General features: G+C 62.4%; 25 protein-coding genes and 3 pseudogenes. 16 read left to right on the plus strand and 12 right to left on the minus strand.

Features of this window, described 5'->3' with window-relative positions; genetic code table 11:
• Window positions 1-3 precede the first annotated feature (3 nt).
• The 3 genes and pseudogenes from NR187_RS03960 to NR187_RS03970 all read right to left on the minus strand — a co-directional run bounded on the left by NR187_RS03960 (window position 4) and on the right by NR187_RS03970 (window position 2,939).
• A pseudogene (locus NR187_RS03960) lies at window positions 4-799 on the minus strand (IS5 family transposase).
• Window positions 800-932: 133 nt separating this feature from the next.
• The gene (locus tag NR187_RS03965; RefSeq protein ID WP_256805761.1) at window positions 933-1,946 is read right to left on the minus strand and encodes an acetylserotonin O-methyltransferase; all 1,014 of its coding nucleotides are present in this window, start codon (window positions 1,944-1,946) and stop codon (window positions 933-935) included.
• A 33-nt stretch (window positions 1,947-1,979) separates the two neighbouring features.
• On the minus strand, window positions 1,980-2,939 hold the full coding sequence (locus NR187_RS03970; RefSeq protein ID WP_256805762.1) for a tripartite tricarboxylate transporter substrate binding protein: 960 nt from the start codon (window positions 2,937-2,939) through the stop codon (window positions 1,980-1,982).
• 113 nt (window positions 2,940-3,052) lie between these two features.
• On the opposite strand from NR187_RS03970, the gene NR187_RS03975 reads away from it, so the two are divergent.
• The gene (locus NR187_RS03975; RefSeq protein ID WP_256805763.1) at window positions 3,053-4,600 is read left to right on the plus strand and encodes a winged helix-turn-helix domain-containing protein; all 1,548 of its coding nucleotides are present in this window, start codon (window positions 3,053-3,055) and stop codon (window positions 4,598-4,600) included.
• A gap of 155 nt (window positions 4,601-4,755) precedes the next feature.
• Here the strand turns inward: NR187_RS03975 and NR187_RS03980 are convergent, their stop codons facing one another.
• A complete protein-coding gene (locus tag NR187_RS03980) occupies window positions 4,756-5,085 on the minus strand; it encodes a hypothetical protein (protein ID WP_256805764.1) in 330 nt (109 codons plus the stop codon).
• Between the two features lie 102 nt (window positions 5,086-5,187).
• Here NR187_RS03980 and NR187_RS34950 point away from each other — a divergent pair, with 102 nt between their 5' ends.
• From NR187_RS34950 to mdoH, 3 genes are all read left to right on the plus strand, one after another.
• Window positions 5,188-5,523: a CsbD family protein gene (locus NR187_RS34950; RefSeq protein ID WP_372702954.1), complete on the plus strand. Its 336-nt coding sequence runs from the start codon at window positions 5,188-5,190 to the stop codon at window positions 5,521-5,523.
• Between the two features lie 211 nt (window positions 5,524-5,734).
• The gene (locus NR187_RS03990; protein ID WP_256805765.1) at window positions 5,735-7,246 is read left to right on the plus strand and encodes a glucan biosynthesis protein G; all 1,512 of its coding nucleotides are present in this window, start codon (window positions 5,735-5,737) and stop codon (window positions 7,244-7,246) included.
• Window positions 7,234-9,354: a glucans biosynthesis glucosyltransferase MdoH gene (gene mdoH, locus NR187_RS03995; RefSeq protein ID WP_256805766.1), complete on the plus strand. Its 2,121-nt coding sequence runs from the start codon at window positions 7,234-7,236 to the stop codon at window positions 9,352-9,354. Before NR187_RS03990 ends, mdoH begins: the two co-directional genes overlap by 13 nt.
• A 272-nt stretch (window positions 9,355-9,626) precedes the next feature.
• Here mdoH and NR187_RS04000 read toward each other — a convergent pair whose 3' ends face one another.
• Entirely contained in the window at window positions 9,627-10,925 is a 1,299-nt protein-coding gene (locus tag NR187_RS04000; protein WP_372702955.1) for an Nramp family divalent metal transporter, read from the minus strand.
• Between the two features lie 166 nt (window positions 10,926-11,091).
• On the opposite strand from NR187_RS04000, the gene NR187_RS04005 reads away from it, so the two are divergent.
• The 3 genes from NR187_RS04005 (at window position 11,092) to NR187_RS04015 (ending at window position 13,437) form a co-directional block, all read left to right on the plus strand.
• Window positions 11,092-12,471, plus strand: coding sequence for a carbohydrate porin (locus tag NR187_RS04005; RefSeq protein ID WP_256805767.1), 1,380 nt, complete (start codon window positions 11,092-11,094; stop codon window positions 12,469-12,471).
• A 132-nt stretch (window positions 12,472-12,603) separates the two neighbouring features.
• Window positions 12,604-12,942 (plus strand): DUF1236 domain-containing protein, encoded by a 339-nt coding sequence (locus NR187_RS04010; protein WP_256805768.1) that lies wholly within the window; start codon window positions 12,604-12,606, stop codon window positions 12,940-12,942.
• A gap of 84 nt (window positions 12,943-13,026) precedes the next feature.
• Window positions 13,027-13,437, plus strand: a complete 411-nt coding sequence (locus NR187_RS04015; protein ID WP_256805769.1) for a hypothetical protein — start codon at window positions 13,027-13,029, stop codon at window positions 13,435-13,437.
• Between the two features lie 78 nt (window positions 13,438-13,515).
• Here the strand turns inward: NR187_RS04015 and NR187_RS04020 are convergent, their stop codons facing one another.
• A complete protein-coding gene (locus tag NR187_RS04020) occupies window positions 13,516-13,935 on the minus strand; it encodes a hypothetical protein (protein WP_038949329.1) in 420 nt (139 codons plus the stop codon).
• A 274-nt stretch (window positions 13,936-14,209) separates the two neighbouring features.
• Here NR187_RS04020 and NR187_RS04025 point away from each other — a divergent pair, with 274 nt between their 5' ends.
• The 4 genes from NR187_RS04025 (at window position 14,210) to NR187_RS04040 (ending at window position 16,948) form a co-directional block, all read left to right on the plus strand.
• On the plus strand, window positions 14,210-14,410 hold the full coding sequence (locus tag NR187_RS04025; RefSeq protein WP_038949328.1) for a hypothetical protein: 201 nt from the start codon (window positions 14,210-14,212) through the stop codon (window positions 14,408-14,410).
• Between the two features lie 12 nt (window positions 14,411-14,422).
• A complete protein-coding gene (locus tag NR187_RS04030) occupies window positions 14,423-14,830 on the plus strand; it encodes a hypothetical protein (protein ID WP_038949327.1) in 408 nt (135 codons plus the stop codon).
• Window positions 14,831-15,274: 444 nt separating this feature from the next.
• The gene (locus tag NR187_RS04035) at window positions 15,275-16,315 is read left to right on the plus strand and encodes a glycosyltransferase family 4 protein (protein WP_256805770.1); all 1,041 of its coding nucleotides are present in this window, start codon (window positions 15,275-15,277) and stop codon (window positions 16,313-16,315) included.
• 120 nt (window positions 16,316-16,435) lie between these two features.
• Complete coding sequence (locus tag NR187_RS04040; protein WP_038949324.1) at window positions 16,436-16,948, plus strand: PRC-barrel domain-containing protein; 513 nt, start codon at window positions 16,436-16,438, stop codon at window positions 16,946-16,948.
• A 267-nt stretch (window positions 16,949-17,215) separates the two neighbouring features.
• On the opposite strand, the gene NR187_RS04045 is transcribed toward NR187_RS04040, so the two are convergent.
• Window positions 17,216-17,443 (minus strand): hypothetical protein, encoded by a 228-nt coding sequence (locus NR187_RS04045; protein WP_038949323.1) that lies wholly within the window; start codon window positions 17,441-17,443, stop codon window positions 17,216-17,218.
• Between the two features lie 205 nt (window positions 17,444-17,648).
• Here NR187_RS04045 and NR187_RS04050 point away from each other — a divergent pair, with 205 nt between their 5' ends.
• The 5 genes from NR187_RS04050 (at window position 17,649) to NR187_RS04070 (ending at window position 21,087) form a co-directional block, all read left to right on the plus strand.
• Window positions 17,649-18,758 (plus strand): DUF1236 domain-containing protein, encoded by a 1,110-nt coding sequence (locus NR187_RS04050; RefSeq protein ID WP_256805771.1) that lies wholly within the window; start codon window positions 17,649-17,651, stop codon window positions 18,756-18,758.
• Window positions 18,759-18,782: 24 nt separating this feature from the next.
• Window positions 18,783-19,103: a hypothetical protein gene (locus tag NR187_RS04055; protein WP_256805772.1), complete on the plus strand. Its 321-nt coding sequence runs from the start codon at window positions 18,783-18,785 to the stop codon at window positions 19,101-19,103.
• Between the two features lie 100 nt (window positions 19,104-19,203).
• Complete coding sequence (locus NR187_RS04060; protein WP_256805773.1) at window positions 19,204-19,338, plus strand: hypothetical protein; 135 nt, start codon at window positions 19,204-19,206, stop codon at window positions 19,336-19,338.
• A gap of 57 nt (window positions 19,339-19,395) precedes the next feature.
• Complete coding sequence (locus NR187_RS04065; protein ID WP_256805774.1) at window positions 19,396-19,758, plus strand: hypothetical protein; 363 nt, start codon at window positions 19,396-19,398, stop codon at window positions 19,756-19,758.
• 504 nt (window positions 19,759-20,262) lie between these two features.
• Window positions 20,263-21,087: a ribonuclease HII gene (locus tag NR187_RS04070; RefSeq protein ID WP_256805775.1), complete on the plus strand. Its 825-nt coding sequence runs from the start codon at window positions 20,263-20,265 to the stop codon at window positions 21,085-21,087.
• 28 nt (window positions 21,088-21,115) lie between these two features.
• Here NR187_RS04070 and ligD read toward each other — a convergent pair.
• From ligD to NR187_RS04095, 5 genes and pseudogenes are all read right to left on the minus strand, one after another.
• A pseudogene (gene ligD / locus NR187_RS04075) lies at window positions 21,116-22,044 on the minus strand (non-homologous end-joining DNA ligase).
• Window positions 22,045-22,055: 11 nt separating this feature from the next.
• Window positions 22,056-22,619, minus strand: coding sequence for an MOSC domain-containing protein (locus NR187_RS04080; protein ID WP_256805776.1), 564 nt, complete (start codon window positions 22,617-22,619; stop codon window positions 22,056-22,058).
• Window positions 22,619-22,957: pseudogene (locus NR187_RS04085) on the minus strand (DNA polymerase/3'-5' exonuclease PolX); the annotation flags it as partial. The gene NR187_RS04080 and the pseudogene NR187_RS04085, both read right to left, overlap by 1 nt.
• A 950-nt stretch (window positions 22,958-23,907) precedes the next feature.
• A complete protein-coding gene (locus tag NR187_RS04090; protein ID WP_256805777.1) occupies window positions 23,908-24,573 on the minus strand; it encodes a hypothetical protein in 666 nt (221 codons plus the stop codon).
• 13 nt (window positions 24,574-24,586) lie between these two features.
• On the minus strand, window positions 24,587-24,964 hold the full coding sequence (locus NR187_RS04095; RefSeq protein ID WP_256805778.1) for a hypothetical protein: 378 nt from the start codon (window positions 24,962-24,964) through the stop codon (window positions 24,587-24,589).
• Window position 24,965 lies beyond the last annotated feature (1 nt).

Consider the following 24,965-nt stretch of genomic DNA (forward strand, 5'->3'; position numbering starts at 1 on the left):
CCCCTAGGACGCGGACTCATTAAGGCCCAGCCATAGCCTGATTGACGCGAGTTGAACGAAGGCAAGGTAGTTGGCGGCGAGCCTGTCGTAGCGCGTCGCCACCCGGCGACATTGTTTGATCCTGTTGAAGAACCGCTCGACCCGATTGCGAGCCCGGTAGAGGTAGGGACTGAAGCAGATAGGATCGCTGCGATTTCGGCGGGATGTTGGCCCACGCGCCCTTCTTCATGGCAAGCGCTCTGATCCAGTCGGCGTCATAGCCCCGGTCGGCAAGCAGCATTGACCCGGACTTCAGACGAGACAGCAGTTTTCCCGCAAGTCGAACGTCGTGGGCCTCGCCGGGACTCAACGCCAGCCGTACCGGCAGACCATTGCTGTCGACCACCGCATGAATTTTGCTCGTCAAGCCGCCGCGTGACCGCCCCATCGATTGGCGCTGGTTTCGCATGATGCAGGCTCCATGCTGATGCACGCGGACAATCGAGGTGTCGATCATTTGGACAGCGGCATCATGAGCCGCGGCAAGTGCGTCTATGATATGGCTCCAGACCCCAGCCCTCCGCCAGCGAACGAAGCCGTTATAGCAAGTGGTGTACGGGCCGAACGCCTCAGGCAGATCGCGCCAGGGTGCTCCCGATCTCAAGACCCAAAAGATGCCGTTTAGGACACGACGATCGTTTACCCGAGGAACGCCACGCGGCTTGTTGGGCAACATCGGCTTGAGGGCGGCCCATTCAAAATCGGCAAGTTCATGGCGCATGATTCGAGGCTCCAGCTTGACAGCTTGAATCACAGGCATCTGACCAAACACAATGCGCCTAGTTTGCCTCCCGTCACTGCTGCTTTTGGAGCGGAGCGGACATCAACCAAGGGACTATCCGGCTGGATCGGTCAAAATGATCCTGAGCCCGCACCGGAAGATATGGCGCCGCCTATTTTTCGCCGATGATCATGGAGTTGCCACCTGGAAGGTGGCGAACCATCGTCTTTGTGAACCCGGCCGAACGCATCCATCCGGTGCAATCCGTAGCCGTATATCCAAACCCACCCGCCGTCCAAAGGAGCATGTTGAGAGAGGAGAGCAAGCCAGTTGTGCTTGTGCGCCGGTCGTCATCGATAAGCATATCATAGACGATGACAGCCCCACCTATCCGGATCGATTGATACGCCTTGTCCAGCAACATCTTCTTGGCTTCAAGGTCCCAATTGTGGAGGACGCGACCCAAGACGATGACATCGGCCTGAGGCAACGGATCCTTGAAGAAATCGCCTCCCGCGAAACTCACTCTATCAGCGACGTTGCGTTCGAGCGCGTACTCCTCGAATGCCGAGCACAGCATCGGGAGATCGAATCCGATCGCGCGGACGTGAGGATGCGCCAAAGCAACCTGGACCGGCAGGCCACCTTGAGCGGTGCCGACATCGCAAAGTGTCTGATAATTCTCCCAGGGGAACTGGTGAGCGATACCTTGAGCGGCGAGCAAGCTGCCAGACGTCATCGCGGTGACGAAGGTCCGGAATCTCGCTGCGTCGTTGTACAATGACCCGAAGTGATCCTGGCCATGCGTTTCGGCCGCCGGGTTGCCGGTACGCAGCGACTGCGTCAGCGATCCCCATAATGCGTATTCGCGTCGGTTGTACTGGTCGAAGCTGGCGCCGAGATAAGTCGGCTTCGCTCGGTCTAGATAAAAATCGCTCTCCTCGCTATTACGATATCGCCCTTCGTCGTCTCGCGTCAGAAGACCAGTCGCGACGAGTGCATCGAAGAAGTCGCGAGCCGCGCGACCGTGGACTTGAATGCGGCCGGCAAGATCCCTGGCATCGAGCGGGCCGGCTGCAAGCTCCGTAAACACTCCGAGTTCGACCGCGCTCAAGAAGACTTTCGCCTGTCGATAGGCGCTGCCGATCTCGAAAAGCCGATCCGTACGCGGTTGCTCGCGGGTCATGGGGATTTCTCCTTCTCGATGATTTGCGCGTCCCTATCGCGGCGCCGCCTGTGTGTAACGGGCGAGCGCGGCGCGCTCGTTCATGACGATCTTTTGCAGTTCTGCCGGAGAGGTGACGCGCACCCGCATGCCGATCGCACTGAAGCGTCCCGCCAAGTCCGCGTCCGCGCCGATCACGTGCAGGTCGGCGCCGATGCGTTCACGTAGCTCCACCGACATCCCGCGGGGCGCGAAAAAGCCAAGGAACGCTTCGTATTCGAGCTCCGGGAAACCCGACTCGCGCGCCGTGGGAACGTCCGGCAAGAAGGGTGATCGTTGACTATTCGTGATCGCGATAATCTTGATCTTGCCGGTTTGCGCCATCGGCAACTGAGTCGCGAGGGCAGCAGCATAGAATTGGAGTCGATCTTGCGAGAGGTCCTGCATCGCCATGCTCACCTCTCGGTATGGGACACGCGGGAGATCGATGCCGGCGCGCTTCAAAAAACCCGGCACCAGATAGTCCAGACTGCCGGGAGTTCCGCTCCAATTGAACTGCCCCCGCTTGAGGCGCGCCTGCGCGACGAATTCGGACAGCGAGCGTGTCGCCAGGGAAGCAGGCACCGCTATCGCTACGTAGACTTCAGCGGCAGCCGCAACCGGCAGCAGATCATCAGGATTGTACGGAAGGCTGCCTGCGTGCGCGAGCAGGTTGCTCGTGAGCGGTCCCCCGTTCGTATAGAGGAGAGTATGCCCATCGTTCGAGTTGAGCACCGCGGTCGCGGCGATGATGCCGTCGGCGCCTGGACGATTTTCGACGATGACGGGCTTCCCCCACCGCTCCGCGAGCTTTTCGGCGAAAGGACGCGCCGTGACGTCGCCACCGCTGCCAGGCGGAAATGGCGTGATGATCTTCACGACTTGGGTAGGCCACGACTGGGCTTTGCCCGGAAGCGTGGTAAACGACAGGGCGATTGTTGTCAGCAGTCCCAAAGCCAAATGCGTGGTGCGCATGACGGAACCTCCTCGTCCCGATCGCCGGCACGGCGGTTTGTCGGGCTCGATGGACACTACGGCGCGATACCCTTAAGGTCCTTGTTTCAGGGTCTGAAGAGTTCTGAACAGGCATGGCGTTCAATCCGAAACCGGATCGAGACACTGTTCGATTTGGAAAGTTTGTGCTGGATCTTGTCGACCGGCGGCTGACCTTTTCGGGACAGCCCGTCAAGCTCTCGAGCCGGGCGCTCGATATCCTCTGCGAATTGGCTTTGGTCCCAGGCGAGGTTGTGAGCAAGGATCGCCTGATGGAAAAAATCTGGGCGGGCCGCGTGGTGGAGGAGAACGCTATCCAGGTGCACGTGTCCGCATTGCGCAAGGCACTCGAACTCGGAAGCGCCGGTCACAGCTACGTCGTTACCGTTCCGGGACGAGGTTATCGCCTGGTGGGGGTCGAGAATCGTCCCGACACGCTCCCGTATTCGAACTCCGGAGACATCCCGGCGCGCGGGACCACGGTCGCCGTGCTGCGGTTCGCTAATCTCAGCGGGGATTCCAGCCAGGATTACTTCGCCGACGGTATCGTAGAGGACATCATCACGGGACTGTCCCGTATCACCGGTCTATCGGTGGTCGGCAGCACGTCGAGCTTACTGTTCGAAGCCGGCTCCGGCGACCTGGCAAGTATCGGGCGGAAGCTGGGGTGCCGCTATCTCGTGCAGGGGAGCGTGCGCAAGGCCGCCAATCGCATAAGGATCACGGCGAGGCTGGTCGAGTCCGACACGGGTGTCGCATTGTGGGCGGAACGGTACGATCGCCGGTTTGATGATATTTTCGAGGTTCAGGATGCCATTGCGATGAGCCTGATCGGGGCGCTCGAACCGAATCTACGCAAGGTCGAGATCAGCCGCGTTCGACGAGAGCGACCCAACAGTCTCGATGCCTATGACCTCGTGTTGCGGGCACTCTCCTCAATGCGCACGACCATGCCGACGGGCGCTGGTGAAGCCATTCCGCTATTGGAGAAGGCGTTGGAACTGGAGCCCGATTATTCGGCGGCCCAGGCACAGTTGGCGCGATGTTTTCAGATCAGATTCAGCCGCGGTGGACTGAGCGAGGCCGATCGCGCCACCGCCGTCCGCTATGCTCGCGCTGCGACGAGAGGTGATGACGCGACCGCGCTCGGTGCTGCCGGTCTGGTGATCTGGTTCGCTGACCCTGACTTCAGTGACGCGTTCGAGGTGTTTCGCCGGGCCCTGTCGATCAGTCCTTCAAATATCGTTGCCTTGGGGAACAGTGCATTCGCGCATGCGTTCATGGGCGACCGCCAAAGTGCGCTTGAACTGGCGCAACACGCCCTCGAGGTAAGCCCTTTCGATACCCTGATTGCTCATATGGCGATCGCGGTGACTGAGCTTTATGCCAATCGGTTTGATGAAGCTCTGAAGGCAGCGGCTCGCGCAGTCGAAGCCAATCCTTCATTCAGTGTGCCGCACGTCCTTCAAACTATCGCCCTGGTCCGGCTCGGTCGAATCGAAGAGGCGAGATCGGCCGCCGAACGTGTCTTGAACCTAGACCCGACGTTCACGATGCCAGTATGGTCGGTCACCGTACGGAAAAACCCTGCCGTTTTCGATCCAATGGCGCAGGCGTGGAGCGAGCTCGCTACTCGCAGTTAACGTCTGCGCATGCCAAGTGCGACATATTGCGCCACCTCATGATCTCGGCCGCTTTCGGAGCGAAGCAGACAGGTCGAAATTAATGAGTACGCGCCCTAGTGTTCTGGCGGGCTTCAGTCTGATCGCAGCCGGTCCTTTCTTAGGCGACCTCGACGCTACTTCTTCGGCGCAGAGCCGTCCTTCAAAGAGGCGTCGTAGTCCGCCTGCGAGCTATTGATGTGTGATTGATTGCCAGACGCACTGCTACCTGTTGTCGCCCCGACTGTGTTGGTTGTCTCCCCCGGCGCATGAGAAGCCGCGCCGGGCCGGTCCTGGTTGCCGACATAGCCCGATTCGCCGGAATTACGGGTTTTGATACCCTTATCAGCTTCGGTCTGCACGTTTTGAGCTGCTCCGGATTGCAACGTCGGCCCTGTTTGCTGGGCTTTAGTAGCTATCGGCATGATTGGAAGTGCGAGAAGCAATGCCGCAGACAAGTATCGCATGGCTATTCTCCATCTAGGCCCCGCCGCTTCGTCAACGCGCGCATTCCAGAAGATTTCCGCCAAAATTGATCAAAACTTGCGACTGCATGGCTGACACTTTCCGTGCAGAAACTGGCAGGAAAGAAGCAATCTCCGTCCTTTGTCCACCGCTACAGCCAAGTCATGCTGCCAATCGCTTCGCGTCGCGCAGGAACGACCACGCGTCGGTTTCGTTGTGCTCGCTCTATGGACGAGAAGGGAAAGATCATGGACCGTGAACATGTGAAGGGCGCCGCCGACAAGGCGAAAGGCGCGATCAAGGAGGGGGCTGGCAAGCTCACAGGAGACAAGGACCTGCAAGCCGAAGGCAAGATGGATAAGGCCAAAGGAGCCGCCCACAACGCTGCGGGAGACGTCAAGGACGCCGCAAGAGAAGCCGCTGACGCACTCAAGAAATAGACACAAGAAGAAAGATCTGAAACTAGCCGCCGCAGCGCGGCTCTTTTCTTTCTCACTTTTTGCGGGACTGCAGGTTGGAGGCAGCGCCGCCCGCAATGCGCAAAACTCCATCTTGTCGTGGCAGACACTTTGCCAGTGATGGCGGGGCGGTGGAACTCGCAGGCTCGGCGGCCGTTACCTGCCGCGACAGCAGTAGCGAGTAGGAGAGCCCGTGAACCGACGCCAGCTTGTTCGAGGGTCGGCGTTGCTGCCGGCGGTGCTGCTCGCTGCGCGGAGTGGCTTCGCCGCAGCTGGACCGCCGGAGGGCGCGTTCAGCTCTTCCACTGTGAGAGACCTCGCCCGTGCGTTAGCGAGCAAGCCGTACGAAGCGCCCGACGAAAAGCTGCCGGGCGGCTTGAAGGACCTAGACTACGATCAGTACCGTTCAATCCGCTTCCTGCCCGATCGCGCGCTCTGGCGCAGCAAGAATCTTCCCTTCCAAGCGCAGTTCTTCCATCGCGGCTTCTTCTACAAGAACCGCGTGAACATCTTCGAAGTCGCGGACGGAAAGGCCAGCGAGATCAAATACCGCAAGGAAGACTTTTCCTTCGGCGAGAAGGTGCCGGCGTTTGAGGAGACAGATCTCGGCTTCGCCGGCTTCCGCATCCACGCGCCGATGAACCGCCCTGACTACTACGACGAGGTCTGCGTCTTCCTGGGCGCGAGCTACTTCCGCGCCGTCGCCAAAGGGCAGACTTACGGGCTTTCCGCCCGCGGCCTTTCGATCGATACCGGCGAAGCCAAGGGCGAGGAATTTCCGCTCTTCAAGACGTTCTGGCTGGAGCGGCCGGCGCCGGGTGCGACCTCGTTGGTGATCCATGCCCTGCTCGACAGCAAAAGCTGCGCCGCGAGCTATCGATTTACCGTGCGTCCGGGGGACACGACGGTCTTCGACGTCGAAATGTCGGTCTACCCGCGCGTCGAGATGCCGCGCGCCGGGCTCGCGCCCATGACCAGCATGTTTTTCTACGGTCCGAACGACCGCAACGACATCGATGATTTCCGTCCCTCCGTTCACGATTCCGACGGGCTCGCGATCTTCAACGGCAAGGGCGAAAGCCTGTGGCGGCCGCTCAGCAATCCCCGTGACCTCCAGATCAGCACCTTTCAGGATCTCAATCCGCGCGGCTTCGGCCTGATGCAGCGGGAGAGAAACTTCTTCGCCTACCAGGACATCGAGTCCAGCTTCGAAAAGCGCCCCAGTCTCTGGATGGAGCCGATCGGGGATTGGGGCGAGGGCGGCGTCACGCTGTTCGAGATCCCGACCAAAGAGGAGGTCCACGACAACATCGCTGCGTTCTGGCGGCCGAAGAACCCGCTGCAGGCCAAGGGCGAACACAACTACACCTATCGGCTGCATTGGGGGCCGGATAGTCCGAAGCCGCATTCGCTGGCCCGCTTTACGCGAAGCGGGATAGGGGCGCGGGGCGAGGACGCACGCCTGTTCGTGCTCGATCTGCTCGGCGATAACCTCAAGGGCATCGATCCGGCGGGTGTCAAAGGCGTGGTCACGGCGGAGAAGTCCGAGGTGAAGAACATCGTCACGCAACCCAATCCCTACACCGGCGGCTGGCGGCTGAGCTTCCAGTGCCAGGTGAAGGGAGAGCCGATCGAGCTGCGGGCGTTTCTGACCGAGGGCGACAAGCCCTTGTCGGAAGTCTGGGTCTACCGATGGGCACCCTGAACACGGCGCCCCGCCCGGTCGCCGGCGACATCACGACGCAGCGGCTGTTGCCCGGCGAGTCCCCGCTTTCGATGGCTCCTGGCGACCTCGGGAAAGGCCGGGTCCTCGACCGCGTTCCTGCGGCGGTAGGCCCCGCGATGGCCTGGCGACGCGGCGTCATTCTGCTCGCGACAGCGGCGCTCACGGGGGCGGGCGGTTATGAGATGTATCGCGTGCTGGAGGTCGGCGGCGTCACCGTCCTCGAAGCCATGGTGCTGGCGCTCTTTCTGATCCTGCTCGCCTGGGTCGCCTTTTCATTCGCCTCCGCGCTGGCGGGCTTCTTCCTGTTGCTCGCCCATCGCCCGGGCGCCTTCGCGCCGGACGCGGAACTGCCTGCGATCGCAAGCCGCACCGCCATGCTGCTTCCCACTTACAACGAAGACCCGCACCGACTGACGGCACGACTTCGTGCGATCATCGAATCCTTGGAGGCGACCTCGCACGGGGAGTTGTTCGACTGGTACGTCCTGAGCGACAGCACCGATCCGGACATCTGGGTCGCCGAGGAAAAGGCGCTTCTCGCGCTGCGACAGGCTGTCGGCGTGCCACGCCTGTACTATCGTCATCGGGCCGAGAACACGGCCCGGAAAGCCGGCAACATCTCCGAATGGATCACGCGATTCGGCGCCGTGTACGACTTCATGATCGTGCTCGACGCCGACAGTCTCATGAGCGGGCAGACCATCGTCCAATTAGTCCATTCCATCGAGACCAATCCAACCGCCGGGCTCGTCCAAACGCTCCCAATGGTCGTCAATGCGCGAAGTCTGTTCAGCCGCGTCCAGCAATTCGCGGGCCGCCTGTACGGACCGATGATCGCGGCCGGCGTCGCCTGGTGGCACGGCTCGGAAGGCAACTACTGGGGCCACAACGCGATCATCCGCGTGAAGGCGTTCGCGGAAGCTGCGGCGCTGCCGCAGCTTCGGGGGCCCAAGCCGTTCGGCGGGCACATCCTCAGCCACGACTTCGTCGAGGCCGCGCTGATGCGGCGGGCCGGGTGGGGCATCTACATGCTGCCGATGCTCGGGGGAAGCTACGAAGAGGTGCCGCCTTCACTGCTCGATTTCGCGGCGCGCGATCGGCGGTGGTGCCAGGGCAACCTTCAGCATCTCGCAGTGGTGCCCGCTCGCGGCCTCCACTGGGTATCGCGCCTGCATTTCATGGTGGGGATCGGAGCCTATCTGACGGCGCCCCTTTGGCTGCTGTTCCTCATGCTGGGGATGCTAATCTCACTGCAGGCTCGCTTTGTGCGTCCGGAGTATTTTCCGAAGGGCTTCTCGCTGTTTCCGACCTGGCCGGCCCAGGATCCCGTGCTGGCCATCTGGGTGTTCGTCGCCACGATGGGACTGCTGCTGCTGCCGAAGCTGCTCAGCCTTGTCCTTGTCTGGCTACGGCGCGCGGAGCGACGCCAATTCGGCGGGGCTTTGCGGACCTTGGCCGGAGTTTTGGCGGAGATAGTGGTCTCCGCGCTGATGGCGCCTGTGATGATGATCTTTCAGTCTATCGCGGTCATCGAGATTCTGGCTGGCCGCGATGCCGGCTGGCAGACGCAAAGGCGCGACGACGGTACGGTGGAGCGCCGGGAGCTGTATCGGAAATACGGCGTCCCGACCCTGTGCGGCGTTGCGATGGCGGCGAGCGCTTACGCCGTTTCGCTGCCGCTTCTGCTCTGGATGTCGCCGGTGATCGTCGGGCTGCTGTTCGCCGTGCCCATCGGTGCGCTGACGGCCAATCCCGCTTCCGGCGAACTGTTTGCCACCCCTGAAGACCGGGAGCCGCCGTCGGTCTTGCGCCGGGCCAACGAATTGAGCGCGGCGGCGGATGTCAGCATTAAACCCGCTCTTGTGGCGCTGCGCGAAGACTCCGAGTTGCTGGCCTTTCACGCCGCTCAGCTGGCGCCTCCTCGCGCCGTCCGGCCTGACACGGTCGACGCGAACCTGGTGGTCGGGCGCGCCAAGGTCGATGCCAGCGATACTTTTCAGGAGGCCGCCGCGCATCTGTCCTCGCGAGAGATTTTCTCGATCTTGAACGACGGCACGGCGCTCTCCACCATTTTGCAGAAGCAATGACGGCGAGCGTCTGCGCGCCGGCTGGTATGGCAAAGCGCTGCGTCGAAGGCTTCGGTCATCGCCTGACCTGATGCTCTTCACGCCTGAAGGACCGACGGTGATCCCAAGGTTCTCGGGTTACAGGATGTAGAAAAGGCAGTCCAATGCAGCCCCGAAGGGACAAGTCCAGCAGCAGCCTTCGCTGAGGTCGGCAGGACCTTTGACCGGGGCGCAAGACGGCCTGGCAGCCCTTTCTGACGCCGGAAGCACGATGCGGTCGTCTCCGTGCGGGATTACGACCACACCATCGAGCAAGCCATGCCCATGATGCACATGAACATAGCTGCGGTCGCGACCCAGCCCAGCCAATAGACTGGCCCCGAAACCATGAGATCGCCCATCACTGATTTCCGCCGGACCAGCAGCATCATGACGGTCATGATCGGCGCAGCCAGTATGCCGTTAATGACGGCACTCCAATAGAGCGCCTTGATCGGGTCAAGCGCCGTGAAGTTGAGCCCGACGCCAAGCGCGACCGATAGTGCGAGTACACCATAGAACGCAACCGCCTCCTTCGGCTTTCGCGACAGGCCGACCGGCCACTTGCGACCTTCTCCGATAGCGTATGCTGTCGAGCCGGCGAGCACCGGGATCGCAAGCAGGCCCGTTCCGATGATGCCGAGCGCAAAGATCAACTCGGCCATTGCCCCCGCGACGGGCCTCAGGGCTTCTGCCGCTTGGGCCGACGATTCGATGTCGGTCTTTCCGGACGCGTGCAACGTTGCCGCCGTCGTCATGATGATCGCGATGGCGATGACGTTCGACACTGCCATGCCGACGAGCGTATCGATCCGAATTCTTTTGACCTCCTCGTCCTCCTTCTCGGGCTCGCGCTTGAGCGGCTTCTTGTCGGGATCGATCCGCTGCTCCTCGGCTTCCTGGGAGGACTGCCAGATGAACAGATAGGGCGAAATCGTCGTGCCGAGGATCGCGACTAAAGTCGTCAGAAAGGGCCCATTAAATTCGATTTTCGGAATTAGGAGTCCATTCAGCGCCTCGCCCCAAGGCACCTTTGCGAGGAATAGGGCGATGACATAAGCGAGCAAAACGAGCGTCAGCCATTTCAGGATCGCCACATAACGCTCATACTTGAAGAAAATCTGCGCTATGACGGACACCGCGCCGAAGACTACGACGTAAAGGGTGCCAGGTCCGCCGATCAGAAGCTTGAGCGCATCGCCCATCGCCCCAAGGTCGGCGGCGACGTTGATCGTGTTGGCGACGAAGAGCAGCACGATCATGGACCAGATAACGGGCGCGGGGAAATTTCGGCAGACATTTCCGGCGATGCCGTGACCAGTGACGCGTCCGATACGACCCGAGATCTCCTGGATCGCGGCCATCAGCGGATAGGTGATCAGCATGGTCCAGCCAATGCCGAATCCTAGCTGAGCGCCAGCCTGGCTGTAGGTGCCTATACCGGATGGATCGTCGTCGGAAGCGCCCGTGATGAGGCCGGGCCCCAGGCGCTGCAAGAAGCTGTCCTGATCTTTATTCTCGACCGGCTTCTTGCGCGTTTTCCTCCTCGCCACTTAGTCGCTCCTCGCTGCCTTGGATCCGATTCCGGAACTCATAACGTCCGTGCAGGCCTATTGGTTCGGCGTGTGCAGTTTTGACCACCAGACCAAGTCGGCATGGACTGCAAAGTTGTAACCACGTCCAAAACCTGCATCATGCTGTCATGGTTGGATGGGTCACATGCGTCGTCTGTTGATTTTGCTTGGGGCATCACTGCTTTGTGGCGTCGCACTCGCTCAAGAGGACAAGAAGACCGACGACCTCAAGCCCGCCGATCCTGATACCGGCGAAAGTACCGTGCAGGAGACGACGCTGGGATTGCTGCCCAATCCCTTCGAGAGACAGGGCGTCAAGTTTGCGGTCACTTACATCGGCGAAGTTCTGGGCAACCCGTCCGGAGGCGCAAAACAGAGTGCCGTGTACGAGGATCGCATTAACTTCGCTTTTGATGCCGACCTCGAGAAGCTGGTCGGGCTTAAGCAGGTCACCTTCCACGCGAACGTCTTTCAGATCGACGGCGGCGGACTGTCCCGAGGTTCGTTGTTCAATTTCATGGATGTCAGCGGAATCGAGGCGCTGCCGACGACCCGTCTCTATGAGGCCTGGTTCGAAAAGAAATGGGGCGAGAAGATCGCGCTCAGGGCGGGACAGCTTGCCGCCGATACGGAATTCATGACGTCGAAGTACACCGACGTCTTCACGAACGCCTCTCTCGGTTGGCCGGCCGGTCTGTCGCTCAATCTCCCGAGCGGCGGTCCTTCGCCGCCGCTTGCCGCCATGGGAGCACGCCTGCGTGCCGACTTGAGCGACAATCTCTCGGTGCTGGGCGCCGTATTCGACGGCAATGCGGCTGGCCCGGGCTTCAACGACCCGCAGCTACGCAATCGCTACGGCGTCAATTTCCGCGTGAATGATCCGCCTCTCGTTCTCTACGAAGCGCAATTGCAATGGAACGCGAAGAAGGGTGATCCCGGCCTCGACGGCAAGCTCAAGCTTGGCGGCTGGCGCCATTTCGGCAGCTTCACGGACCTGCGCTTCGATACGACAGGCCTTTCGCTGGCGGATCCAGCGAGTTCGGGAACGCCTGCCGGCATCGCAGGCGACTACGGCCTCTACGCCGTGTTCGAACAGAAGCTCTTTCGCGTCGGCCGCGACGACGATCGCGGTATCGGCGTATTCGCTCGCGGGTCCTATGGACCGTCCGATCGCAATTTGATCGATATCTACGCCGACGGTGGCCTCGAGTTCATCGGGCTGTCCGACGCGCGTTCCCACGACAAGTTCGGCATCGCGGCTGCTTACGCCCATGTGTCGCGTCGCGCGCAGGCACTTGATCGGGACTTCCAGTCGACCTCCGGGCTGCGATGGCCGCTGCGGACTTCAGAAGAGCTCCTGACGGCCGTCTACCAGTACGAAGTTCAAGCCGGTCTGACGATTCAGCCGAATGTCCAGTTCATCCGCCGTCCCGGTGGAGGCGCCACGGATCCCCTCGGGACATCGGCCGGGAGGCATCTCAAGAATGCGACCGTTGTCGGATTGCGGTCGGTCATCAAGTTCTGATTTCACCATGGCTCTATCCGCACGGCTCGCGCCATCATTCCGGGAAAAATAAGCAATCATCCTGCCGTTTCCCGGAACCTTGCCATCATTCCCGGGTTCTCGGATGCCGCATATGGCGGCGAGGAGAACAACATGAACAAGCTTCTATTGACGACCGCGCTGGCGGCGCTGATCTCGACGAGCGCGATGGCGCAGTCGACCGTCGTCACCACCACCGGCACTGGTCATGCGGCCGCCGTGCAGATCGAGCCGGAATACCGCACCAAGATCCGCACCTACGTTACCGAGCATAAGGTTCGTCCGGTGCAGCAGAAGATCGTGGTCGGCCAGCCTGTGCCGCGTGAAGTCGAACTCGAGGCGGTGCCTGCCGACTGGGGTCCTTCGCTTACCAAGTACCGCTATGTCTACTCGGGCGAGCGCGTAATGCTGGTCGATCCGTCGACCCGTACGGTCGTCCAGGAGATCGAATGAGTTTCCCGGCGGGTTGCTGATCGCAGCGGCCCGCCACCCATCCGGCCCGGCCGATCCCCTGATTTCATTTGCGAGCGGCCGTACATGCCGATTCTGCGCTATTTCGTCTTCGTCGGCGGGTTCTTGCTGGCGCTGCTTTTCGCTGCGGATCGGTACCTGCCCACACCGGTCGAAGCCGCCGCCCTGGCCGACCCCGACAGGACCATCATCCGCATAAAATCGGCGAGGAGCATCCCGGAGAAGATTGTCTTCGACACCAGCCAGCGGGCCGAAGCGCCGATTCTCGCGCAGGCCGACCCGGTCCCGGAAGAGCCGCTGCGAGAAGCCATGGCCGCCGTGCCCGCAGCACCCTCCGGCGAGACCCGAAAGGAAGCGCCGGCCCGCGCTGCGGCGGTCCTCACACATCCGAAGCGATCGGCAAAGCTGCAGAAGCGAACATCAGACAAGCGTCTCGCCTTCGAGCGGACCGATCCGTTTGCCGGCAGATGGTGGTGAGCGGAAGCGTGACTGGGGTTAAGGAAAAAGGCCGCTCCCTCGGCGTGCGGCCTTCGTCGCTTTCACGTGCGCCCGCACTCACCAGTGGCGGTGGTGCCGATGCCAGTGATGACGAACGACCGGATAGGACCCACGATAGTAGGCGTAGGCAGGGCGAACGACGCGGCGATAGCGATGACCGTAGGACACCGGCGCAGTGTAGTAGGTCGTGGTGTAGCCGCCGCCCCAGCGATAGGGCTCGTCGTATCCGTAGTCGTAGGCGTAGGGACCGCCATAGTAGCCGGCCCCATAGTAGCCAGGGCCCCCGTAGTAGCCATAACCCGGTCCCCACCCATATGCCGAAGAGGCGAGGCCGCCGATCACGGCACCCGCGACGAGGCCGCCCGCGATGCCCGGGCCCCAGCCGCCTCGCCAGTGAGCTTCGGCAGGGGCCGTGGTGGCTACCGAGGCGAGACCAAGGGCGCCGACCATCAGCGCCGACATTGCAATCTTCTTCATTGAGCATCCTTTCAAGTTATTCGTGCGCCCCACCGACAACGGGAAAAAATGGCAATGGTTTCGCTCGCCCGGCGGCGAGCCGACATCGGCGCCTGGGCAGCTTCGCTCGAGAGGATCGAGCTTGGACCACAACAGCAAGTCCCGGTTGGGTTCTCTTCATGTTGCGTCGCGGAAGCTCTCGACGGCCTTTCGCTTGATGTGACCGCGTTAACTTTGTTGAGTTCACCGTACAGCGTTTCCGAGTAGACTAACTCTTCTTGCGTTGGGGGTTCCCATGTTCGATCCGGCCACGACCGCGCTCTTGCGCGCCGTCTTCGACGAGGTCTGCGAGGACGTCTCGCGCCACGAAACCGCGGCACGCACCCATGTTGCCTCGAGAATGCTGGAAGCGGCCACCGACGGCGACACCTCGCCCGAGAGGCTGAAGCAGGTCGGACGCGAGGCACTCCACGACGCGCCGACGACGGGACGATAAGGAGAAGGCGGGGTGAACTTCCAGGTCACCGTGCTCAAGATCCTGGTGAGCTATCCCGATGGATTCGCCGTCATGGCGGACCTCAAACGCGACATGGCGATCCTGGCGACGAGCGGGCGTGACTGGGCGGACCGCACCAAGCGCCTGGCCGCTCGCGTGCCGGAGCTCGACATCTTCTCGCAAGGACTGGTCGAGCGTCTGAATGGCGGATGGCGAATAACGGAGAAGGGCCGATCCGTGCTCGAGCTCATGGAAGCCAAGCCTGCCGAGCCGAGGACAGAGAGCCCGGCGCCCGCCGTTGATCCGCCGGCATCAAGTCCAGCGGCGTCCCCACCTCTCGCCGCCAGGCGCTCTGGCCGAAGCCAGCGGCTGCAGCGCCGTCGTGCGGCACGTGAGCGGGCCCGCGCAAAAGCTTGCTGAACGCGCGCTTGTCCGGTTCGCGAGGGTAACCGGGAAAAACTGGAAACTTTTGCTGACCCTGACGAGTTGCCAGCGATCGGATCGGTCGCCGGGAGCATGCAGATGGTCGACGAAGTCGTCTTGAAAAATGCCACGGAGACCGCCTGGACGGCGTATCGGGCACGGCACCCCGACGTCGACGCTCATGATGGCCGACGCTGCCTTATGGAGCGCTACCTGCATCGGAGATGGGAAGAGCGACAGAGCGACACCGAAGACCTCGCGACCTTCGGAATAGCCTACCTACACCGGCTCCCCAAAGACGAATGTTGACGTGCATGAAAATACTTGTCGCGCGCGTTGCCAACGGAAGCACACGGCCCAGTTGGACGCTGCTCGCGATTTCCTTTCTCATTTCCGCAGTCCTTGTGGTTGGCTTGCGCAGCGCATTCGGGGCCTAGCTCGATGCGGATCGCCCAGCTTGCCCCTTTGGCCGAGAGCGTTCCTCCGAAGCTGTACGGCGGCACCGAACGGGTGATCGCCTGGCTGGTGGACGAACTGATCAATCTCGGTCACGACGTCACCCTGTTCGCGAGCGGAGATTCCAGCACAAAAGCCAAGCTCCACCCCGCATGGCCGCGCGCGCTGCGCCTGGGGCGGCGGGGCGCCGATCCGAACGCCGCCTGCGCGCTGCTCATCGAGGCGATAGCCGAGCGCGCGCGCGACTTCGACGTCATCCACTCCCATATCGACTGGTTGCCGCTGCCGGTCCTGAGACGCACGGGAGTGCCGTTTCTGACGACCATGCACGGACGCCTCGACCTTCCCGGCCTGGCGGACGTGATCGGCGCTTTTCCGGAGGCCCCCTTCGTCTCCATCTCCGACAACCAGCGCCGTCCGCTTCCGGATGCGAACTGGATCGCGACGATCCCCCATGGGCTTCCCAAGGACCAGTTTCGACCGTCGTTCGAAAGCGGTTCGTATCTTGCGTTTCTCGGACGGCTCACGGCGGAAAAGGGGCCCGAAGATGCGATACGCATCGCACGCGCCGTCGGGATGCCGCTGCGGATTGCGGCTAAGATACCCCGGGCGGAGACGGCGTACTTCAAAAAGAAGCTGGAGCCGGAGATAGACGGCAAGGAGATCAAGCTCGTCGGCGAGGTGGACGAAGCCCGCAAGGAGCCTTTCCTCGCGGGGGCTGTCGCGCTCCTGTTTCCGATCGATTGGCCGGAGCCGTTCGGTCTCGTCATGATCGAAGCGATGGCTTGCGGTACGCCTGTGATCGCATACCGCTCCGGATCGGTGCCGGAAGTGGTCGAGGACGGCGTCACCGGCTTCATAGTCAATGGCGAGGAGCAGGCGATCGAGGCGGTCGGGAAAGCGGGCCTGCTGGATCGGAGTAGGATCCGCGCCCGTTTCGAAGAGCGATTTGCAGCCGACCGTATGGCCCGCCGCTACGAAGAAAGCTATCGCGAGCTGGTCGCTCGCGGAGGCTGTCTCGCCTGAGGCGCATCCGAGCGCGCAGGATCGAAGTGATCGTCGCACGTTCCGATCTGGGAACAAGCGGCAATCATACGCGTTGGGGCGGGCATCCGAACGGGTGCGTCACCTGGAGGAGAAAATTCGATGAAAAGCTTTCTTGCCGTCGCTCTGCTGAGCACTGCCGTGATCGGCGGCGCCGCGTTCGCGCAATCCGCTCAGCCGGCCGACCGCGCCGCGCCGGCGGCCACCGCACAACCCGCCGACAAGATGATGCTGAAGGACAATTGGCGCGCTTCGAAGCTCATGGGCCTGAACGTCTATAACGAGGCCAACGAGAAGCTGGGCGACATCAACGAACTGCTGGTCGACAAGAGCGGCAAGATCAATGCTGTGGTGATCGGTATCGGCGGCTTCCTCGGGATGGGCGAGCACGACATCGCGGTCTCGATGGACAAGCTGAAATTCGTCGAAGAGCCGGTCCGGACCAGCTCGACCGGCAACTCGACCACTACGCGCGAGACGACGACCACCGGCGCGGCTTCGACTAGCACGACAAACCGCAACACGAACGATTGGGTCCCGGACCACGCGGTGATGAGCGGCAACAAGGAGCAGCTGAAGGCGCTGCCGCAGTTCAAGTATTCGGACTACAACTGAGGGACCAAGCATTCTCGGATTGAGGGGCCCCCATCGGAGGCCCCTTTTTCTTTGAGGTTCGATCACGCCCGCCAAACAGAAACGGCCCGTCCGGGGAGACGGACGGGCCGTTGGTGCGAAAGCTAGTAGTTTAGTGCATATGAACCAGGAAATAGCCGACGCCGCCAACAACGAGAACGGCGGGAACGGCCCAAAGAATCAAAACGGGCATTTTCTCCTCCAATTGCTGTCAGTAGGTCGCGGGCCTGTCGGCCCGCGAATGGTCGCTTACTGCTCGGTGCAGACCTTGGTGGTCTTGACAGCCGACTCGGCCTCGACCTTGGTCTTGTAGACGCCATTGCCGACAACCGTGGTGGTGGTCGTGGTCGGCTTGCTGTCGACAACAGTGCACTTCTTGGTGGTCGCATCGCGCACGATGTAGAACTCGGCGGCGCTGGCGGCCTGGGTGCCGAGGGCGAAAGCGGCGAGCGCGCCGCACACGATCAGCTTCTTCATGATGTCCTCCTCAGTGTTCGCAGGTAGTCACTGCCAACGGAGATTCTTCGTCGAAGTTCCGGTTGTTCCCGCCCACTAACCCGTCGTGCCATTTCGCTACAGCACGAATTATCCGGCCTGCGGAAGAAATTGCCGAATTTTCCCGAAACGGAACCGAGACCGGCCCTTCGGGTTAACCGACGTCTGCTTTTAGGAGGTTTCAGAGATGAACAAGCGTTTATTCTTGGCCACGACCGCTGCCGTCGCGATCGCGACCTCGGCCTTCGCTCAATCTTCGCCGAGCACGTCGAGCTCCACCCCGTCCGCGACGCAGCAGCAGAAGGACTCCACATCGACGCCGTCCTCTTCGACGTCGACGCCGTCGAATTCGTCAGGCTCGGCTCAGACCAATCCTTCGAGCAACTCGGCTCAGACCCAGTCTCCGTCGTCGACCGGCCCGACCGCCGGTAGCCAGCCGTCCAATTCCGGGACAGGCACCAACACCACGCAGGCGCCCGCCTCGGGCAACTCGACGAACCAGGCCCAGACCAATCAGCCGTCGAACCAGTCCACGACGCCGTCCAACCAGGCGCAGACCAATACTCCTTCGAACACGAACAACCAGACGCAGAGCGCCAATCCGCCGTCCTCGACCAACAACCAGGCGCAATCGCCCTCTGGTAGCGGCTCGACCAACACCGCCCAGCAGCCGAGCAATCAGCAGAACACGGCGGATCGTTCGTCGAACACCAACGTCAACGCGTCTGTGAACATCAACGACCAGCAGCGGACCCGCATCAGCGCGTCAATCTCACACCTGAACGTGCAGCCGCTCACCAACGTGAACTTCTCCCTGTCGGTGGGCACCGTCGTCCCCCGCGACATCCGCCTGCAGCCGCTGCCGGCAGAGGTCGTCGAGATCGTGCCGCAGTATCGGGGCTACAACTTCGTGCTGGTGAAGGACGAGATCGTGATCATCGAGCCCTCGACCTACAAGATCGTGACGGTCCTGCCGTATTCCGGCCGTTCGACGGCGGCGGCGCCGGCGCGCACCGAGCAGCGCAAGGTGACGTTCAGCGACCGCGATCGCGAGGTCGTGCGCAAGCACGCCAAGGCGCGCCCCGTCGAGCGCGAGAAGCGGGTGACCACCGGCAGCTCGGTCCGGACCGAGATCCGGACCGGCGAGCGCGTGCCCGAGGGCGTGGAGATCGAGGCCTTCCCCGAGGAGGTCTATCGGGATGCTCCGACCCTTCGCGAGTACCGGTACATCAACCGGGACAGCCGCACCTACATCGTCGAGCCCCGTGAGCGTCGCATCATCGAAGAGATCGATTGATCTCGCAACCGAAGGAGAACAACCATGAAGACCATTGTGTTGGGAGCGCTCACGGCGACCCTGATGGCGGCGTCCGCGAATGCGGCCCCGCTCGCGCCTGCGGCCATCGCGTCGGCCGAGCTCGGTAGCACCGAGCAGGTCCGGCTCGTCTGTAACGAGTATGGCCGCTGCTACCGGACCCGCGGACCCCGCTATGTCCAGCGCTACTACGACGGGGACGACGGCTACGTGGTCCGCCGGAGCTACGGCTACTATGGCGGCGGTCCCGGATACTACGACCGCGGCTACGGCTACTACGGCGGTGGTCCGAGCATCGGGTTCAGCTTCGGCACCCGGAGCTGGTGATTAGTGAAGGGCCGCTCTCCAAGCGGCCCTTTCGACACGGATATCCTATGGCGGTGTTGAGATGTCTGCTGTTGCAAGGCTATTGGATCAGAAAGAGCAGTTGCGGGCTCGACTCGCGGCCGATCCCTGCCTGAACGAGAGCACCGAGATCCAGGCCCTTCTCGGCAAGATCGAGACCGCGCTGAAGCTGCTCGGCGGCCATGATTCAGCCACCGCAGACAGAACCTCGCGGTAGGATGCGTTTAACCGGCGCTTCGAGCGAATGAAGGCCCCAGCTCGGGGGCAGGGGGACTTGAGCTGGGGCCAGTTCGGGGTTCGCCCCTTGGGGCAGGGGCTTCAGGAAAACTTGGCATGCGTGCTAACGTTCCTCCGGGCGCAGCGAAGTTTCCCGTCGTATTGCGGACCTCGCTGGCCTAGGGGGGCAATCAATGGCCATCTACCGGATCTGCAAAACTCGCCCCTTGGGCCCGAAGAGATCGCGCGTCTATCCAAAGCCTACGAACAGGCGCTAGGCACCATCGGCCTCAAGGATCGCGACGACCCTCTCACTCAGATGATCGCCAAGAAGATCATTGAGATCGGGCAGACCGGGCTCAAGGAGCCGCAGGAAATCTGCGGGCGAGTCGTCGAAGACTTGGGACTGCCCAAGGGATGACGCCACAAAAGGCGTCGCGGTCTTCGGCAGTCCAACCAGGCCAATTGGCGCAACCGGCTCGGCCTATCCGCCCTTGGACGACGGATACGTACCACAGAGGTTGAGAACGTCTGTATCATTCGATGGTCGGTCGATCCGCCCGCGTCGGTTTCCGCCGGACTGAAGATTGCGGAGCGGCGACGATCAGCAGCCGTGGCATCACCGAGGAGCGGCATGAAGCTGTGATCCGGGCGGGATCGAAAACTTCGGGTCGATCCCAGAGTGCGAAGTACCCTGGGCCGAGGCTCCGCTATTTCTAAAGGATGAACGCACCCGTTGGTTCTCAGGCTGTGGCTTGAATGTGAATTTCGGCAGGGTAGAAGATCGGGGCGTCGGATGAGAGCCGGCTCGGTTCCTTCTGCAAGGCGCTGCGCAGGCGATGAGGACCGGTACAGACTGAATTCAGACAATCGCCACAAAGATCACCGACACGCTTCCCACAGGTAGTCCCTTTTGAAGCTCGTTATGTCCCAATATTCACTCGAGATACTGCGCCGGCGCTATGTCGTCGAGAAAAGGCCGCTCGAGGCCAGCGTCGAGCAGATCTTGCGCGCCGACAGCCGCGCGGGAGCCCGTGCCATCCTGGCCTCGATCGATAAGCGTCGCTTCGAAAACAGGTCGGAAGGGCAGCGCCTCCGCAAGATGCTCAGCTTCGAAACCTCTCTCTGGGAGAGCGGCCTTCATGCCGTGGCAGGCGTGGACGAGGCCGGAATGAGCCCTCTCGCCGGGCCGGTCGCCGCCGGCGCCGTGATCCTGAAGCCCGGCACGCGGATAGTTGGAATCGACGACTCGAAGAAAGTGGACGCTGCGGCTCGCGAGGAACTCGCGGTGGAGATCAAGGCGAAGGCAGAGAGTTGGTGTGTGGCGTTCGCCGAAGTCGAGGAGATCGACACGATCAACATCTATTGGGCGGGCATTCAGGCCATGCAGCGCGCGGTCAGGGGACTGGGATCGACGCCGCAGCACTTGCTGATCGACGCGAAGCGGTTGAAGGAAATCGACATCCCGCAGCAGGCCATCATCAAGGGCGACGCCAAGTCCGCCAGCATCGCTGCCGCCTCCATCCTCGCAAAAGTCGAGCGCGACGCGGTCATGCGGACGCTTGACGAGCGTCACCCCGGCTACGGCTTCGCGGATCATAAGGGCTACCCGGTGCCAGCTCACTATGAGGCGCTCGCCAGGCTTGGTGCATGCGCAGCTCACCGTCGGTCGTTCGGACCTGTACGCAAGGCTCTCGGGTTGCCGCACCTGCCGCCGTGGCCTTCTGCAACCGAGCGCGAAGCAGGCTGACCCCGTCGGACGTCTCTTCTCGGCGGCGCTATTTGCGCGACCAACTCTTCTCGCGAACCACATCCTTGGCCTTCTTGTCAGACCGCAGGCCGAGATAGACCGGCTGGCGCAGCTCGCCCTTGCTGGTCCACTCGGCGAACTTCACTTCCGCGACCAACGAAGGACGCACCCAGGTAGTGACGCCCTCGTCCTTCACCTTGACAGGAAAGGGCGACTTGGCTGTCTTGAGCCTCATGAGCTTGCCGTGAAGCTCTTCGAGAACCTGGTGGCTGAAGCCGGTGCCGACGTGGCCGATGTACCGCCACCCATCGCCTTCACGCACTGCCAACACCATGGCGCCGAAGAAGGGCCGGGTCCGCCTCGGCGCCGTGAAGCCGGCGATCACGACCTCCTGCCGCTGCGCAGTCTTCACCTTCAGCCAATCGGCGGTCCGGCGTCCGGACGCATACTGGCTGTCGGTCCGCTTGGCCATGATGCCTTCGAGATGTCTCCGCTCTGCTTCTGCGAAGAACTTCGTTCCGTTGCCTTTGCGGTGGTTGCTGAACGCGATCAGCTTGTGGCGCGGCAGGATGGCTTTCAGCCGCTTCTTGCGCTCGAGGAGCGGCAGCGCGCGCAGGTCCTCACCATCTGCGAACATGAGGTCGAACGCGCAGTACAAGAGCTTGGCCTCATGGCGCAGGGCGTTCTGAAGCAACTGGAAATGGGATGCGCCGTCCTTGCCGATCGCGACGAGCTCGCCATCGATCACGGCATCCGTCTTCACGCCCTCGAGTGCTTTCGCGACCTCCACATAGGAGTGCGGCTGTGGAGTGCGACCCGACCACGCCGGATTTCCGCGACCATGCGGAAACCATCGAATTTGTCCTCGAAGACCCACCCAGGATCGTCGAACGGCGCATCCGTCAGCGTGGCCAGCATGGGCTGTAGGCGGTAAGGCAAGGTCGATTTTCGGGCCATGGCAGGGCTCTCTACATGGCCGGCAACGGCCGAAACGAGGAGGATGGAAGGCGAACCCGCGCGCTGTCGCCGGCCACGACCGCTCCCCCGGCCCGGACCACGCCCAGCACCCCGGATTTGAACGGAGGGCCCGTTTCCGCCGACGAGAGCATCTGTCGCTTCAGGCCGGCCCGGAAGCGGTCGATGAGGACACAGGGTGTCCGGAGACCGGTCAGCTCGACGATTGCCGAGGGACCCAACTCGATGAAGCTGCCGAGCGGCATCCGCTCCAAGTCGAGGCCAGTCGTTGTGATGTTCTCACCCATGTCCCCGGCTGCGACTTCGAAGCCGGCTTCCGAGAGGGACGCAAAGAGCTCGGCCGGGATCAGGTGGACCTGCCGGAGATTGGGTAGGCGTGGCCTGCGGCGGGCGAGATAGCGGTGTCGGACGAAAGGGCCGGCGTGGGCGTCGCCTTGGACGCCGTGGCCTTCCACCAGAACGATGCGGTTCTGGACTGGTTTGCTGAAGTGGTGCCCAGGGTCGGCGGCGACCGCCGCCACCTTTCCCTCAAGCGAGAGATCGTGCGCCTGCGGCATCAGGCGGCGCGGGCGAGCGAGCGCCGCTTCTGGCGAAAGTAGCGCGTGATCTCCGGAAGCGTCATCGCGTTGAGGACCCGGTCGGCAGGGACGCCGCCCTTCCGGGCCATCAGGACGCCCCAGTGCATGTGGTCGAGTTCGGGGATCGAGTGCGCGTCCGGATTGATGCTCAACATGCAGCCGAACTCGAGCGCCGCTTGGTGCCAGCGCCAGTCAAGGTCGAGCCGCCATGGGTGGGCGTTGATCTCGACGACCACGTCGTGCGTGGCGCAGGCCCGCAGCACCTTCTCGACGTCGATTTCGTAGCCGGGCCGCCGCTGCAGCTGTCGTGCAAGCAAAGGTGCTTAAAGTCCTTGTTCGGCGCCATTACTTCGCAACAACATCCACTGCTTTTCGACGTCAGGCATCAACGAATGCCCATGTCGCAGAACCAGCCCTAAGGAGTCTCGCCCGACCACCCGAACGGTCGGTTGAATTAAGTCGTATTTGATAAGTGCGTCAGTGACCTCTTTCGCGCAGTTTGCGGGCTTACCGCTCGCGATACGCTCGAAAGCAGCAACTGCATCTGATAACAAGCGATCACAGGGATGATTTGATGCTCTCATGTTGCTTCCCAAGGGGCTGGTCCGAGTAGCGTCGCTCTTGATCAGACGAAAGGCAAGTCGATGCATCTAGAATTGCAAAATCATCGCATCCGCTTGTCAATCTGAGTTGGTGAGAAGTAGGAGGTCCCAGCCTGGATCTCCTTGTCGATCGACGGCGGCGCCGGCGGTTTCCGCAGGGAGAAGCCAGGCGGGAGAATGGCCTTGAAGTCGGCGGATCGTCCACCGCGCGATGCGCCTGCTGGAGGGCGCCGGCCGCTAATCCGTTTTCTGCAGGGGACCCCTGATCCAATCCCGTTTCTGCGAGACAAATGCGTTTTCTGCGTGGGAACCCCGATTCGATCCGTTCTCCGCGGGCAGCACGGAATCAGGCTTTCTCTGCCGGCGTCATCCGGAATCATGCTTTTTCTGCAGCCGTAAGGGATGTTCTGCGGGCTCCGGCGCGCGGGATGTGACATTCTTGGGTCAGGAGCGCGATCGTGACCCAAGAATGTCACATCCCGCCGGCTGCTTGCGCCTGGATCCCTGGAAGGGAACCTGATTTAGCTTCCCATTATCGCACGGTATCTTACCCGCATTCTGCCGTTCGATGCCTTGGGGCGTCACCGGTGATGCCGTCACCCGTGATGCCATTATTGGCGACGCCCCCCGTTACTACCTAGCTCGGGTAACGAACGATTTGGATCTCACGTCGGCGCGTTCGCCGCCAGCCAGGCGTGGCCGTGTTCGGTGATCTTCCACTCGAATTCGTACCAGCGATCCTTGCGCGGCGGCAGCGTGCCGTTGCGGGCGATGAAGACGCACTCGAGCAGCGGCCGGATCGGCCTGGCCGTAACCTTCTCCGGCGCACCGCCTGGATGGGCCAGCGTGAACGACGACCAGTCGCGGCCGCGCTCGCGCAGCACGGCGCCGGCGCGCATCGCCACCAGGAGGGCGCGAGCGCTCGGGATCAGGCGCTCGGTCGGCGAAGCCGGCTCATACTCTGGCTCCGGCTCGCGCAGTTTACGATCCAGCCACGGGTGGCCCGTGAGCTCTTCCCAGTGCGGCAGCGGGTTGTATGCGTCTACGCCTTCCGGGAGCGGCTTCCAGTGCGTCACCGATAGCCCCGCCATTCCCAGGATCGGCTCTTCCTTGTTGTCCGGAGTCCACCAGAAGGATGTTTCGTACTTCCCGCCGCGGGCGATCACGCAGCGGTAGTTGAAGTATGTGTTGATCGCTGCGGCATAGACGTACCGGCGATCGTAGACGTATTCCGACAGCGGTCGCCAATCGTCGCCTAGTAACAAGCGAGCGGTCTTCGAGTCCGAGTTCTCCAGCTTCGCGAGCTGTTCGCTGTCGTGCCAAAGCTTCATGCCAGCTCTTCCATCAGCGCCACCGCTTCGGCGGATCGTACGGGATGCTCTCCGGGTCGAGGTACTGCGGCGCCGGCTTGCGCACGTACGTCGGCGGTGGCGGGCGCTTGACGGCGGTCGGCGCCGGCGGCGCAGCCTTCAGCGGCGGCAGCGGGCCTTCGCGCTTCGTCGTCGGCTTGACCGGCGCCAAGGGCCGCGGCGGCAGGCCACCGGGCCTCGGGGCGCTGGGCATCGGCGGAAGAGGCCGCGCGAACGACGGCGGCGGCCTGGTCGGCGCCGGGGTCAGCGGCGCGGTGATGCGCCGTCGGCCATCCTCGTCATCTGCGGAGACCGTCGGCACCTCTACGACCTTCGCCGGCGCGGGCCGGCGCTGCGGGAATCCTCCGACCATG

The organism is Bradyrhizobium sp. Bra64 (assembly GCF_024519875.1).
GTDB lineage: Bacteria > Pseudomonadota > Alphaproteobacteria > Rhizobiales > Xanthobacteraceae > Bradyrhizobium > Bradyrhizobium japonicum_G.

What these genes read in the sequence shown, in the direction of transcription:
- NR187_RS03965 (WP_256805761.1), bottom strand. Translation starts at nt 1,946, where the DNA reads ATGACCCGCGAGCAACCGCGTACGGATCGGCTTTTCGAGATCGGCAGC.
- NR187_RS03970 (WP_256805762.1), bottom strand. Translation starts at nt 2,939, where the DNA reads ATGCGCACCACGCATTTGGCTTTGGGACTGCTGACAACAATCGCCCTG.
- NR187_RS03975 (WP_256805763.1), top strand. Translation starts at nt 3,053, where the DNA reads ATGGCGTTCAATCCGAAACCGGATCGAGACACTGTTCGATTTGGAAAG.
- NR187_RS03980 (WP_256805764.1), bottom strand. Translation starts at nt 5,085, where the DNA reads ATGCGATACTTGTCTGCGGCATTGCTTCTCGCACTTCCAATCATGCCG.
- mdoH (WP_256805766.1), top strand. Translation starts at nt 7,234, where the DNA reads ATGGGCACCCTGAACACGGCGCCCCGCCCGGTCGCCGGCGACATCACG.
- NR187_RS04005 (WP_256805767.1), top strand. Translation starts at nt 11,092, where the DNA reads ATGCGTCGTCTGTTGATTTTGCTTGGGGCATCACTGCTTTGTGGCGTC.
- NR187_RS04010 (WP_256805768.1), top strand. Translation starts at nt 12,604, where the DNA reads ATGAACAAGCTTCTATTGACGACCGCGCTGGCGGCGCTGATCTCGACG.
- NR187_RS04015 (WP_256805769.1), top strand. Translation starts at nt 13,027, where the DNA reads ATGCCGATTCTGCGCTATTTCGTCTTCGTCGGCGGGTTCTTGCTGGCG.
- NR187_RS04020 (WP_038949329.1), bottom strand. Translation starts at nt 13,935, where the DNA reads ATGAAGAAGATTGCAATGTCGGCGCTGATGGTCGGCGCCCTTGGTCTC.
- NR187_RS04025 (WP_038949328.1), top strand. Translation starts at nt 14,210, where the DNA reads ATGTTCGATCCGGCCACGACCGCGCTCTTGCGCGCCGTCTTCGACGAG.
- NR187_RS04035 (WP_256805770.1), top strand. Translation starts at nt 15,275, where the DNA reads ATGCGGATCGCCCAGCTTGCCCCTTTGGCCGAGAGCGTTCCTCCGAAG.
- NR187_RS04040 (WP_038949324.1), top strand. Translation starts at nt 16,436, where the DNA reads ATGAAAAGCTTTCTTGCCGTCGCTCTGCTGAGCACTGCCGTGATCGGC.
- NR187_RS04045 (WP_038949323.1), bottom strand. Translation starts at nt 17,443, where the DNA reads ATGAAGAAGCTGATCGTGTGCGGCGCGCTCGCCGCTTTCGCCCTCGGC.
- NR187_RS04050 (WP_256805771.1), top strand. Translation starts at nt 17,649, where the DNA reads ATGAACAAGCGTTTATTCTTGGCCACGACCGCTGCCGTCGCGATCGCG.
- NR187_RS04055 (WP_256805772.1), top strand. Translation starts at nt 18,783, where the DNA reads ATGAAGACCATTGTGTTGGGAGCGCTCACGGCGACCCTGATGGCGGCG.
- NR187_RS04070 (WP_256805775.1), top strand. Translation starts at nt 20,263, where the DNA reads ATGTCCCAATATTCACTCGAGATACTGCGCCGGCGCTATGTCGTCGAG.
- NR187_RS04080 (WP_256805776.1), bottom strand. Translation starts at nt 22,619, where the DNA reads ATGCCGCAGGCGCACGATCTCTCGCTTGAGGGAAAGGTGGCGGCGGTC.
- NR187_RS04090 (WP_256805777.1), bottom strand. Translation starts at nt 24,573, where the DNA reads ATGAAGCTTTGGCACGACAGCGAACAGCTCGCGAAGCTGGAGAACTCG.
- NR187_RS04095 (WP_256805778.1), bottom strand. Translation starts at nt 24,964, where the DNA reads ATGGTCGGAGGATTCCCGCAGCGCCGGCCCGCGCCGGCGAAGGTCGTA.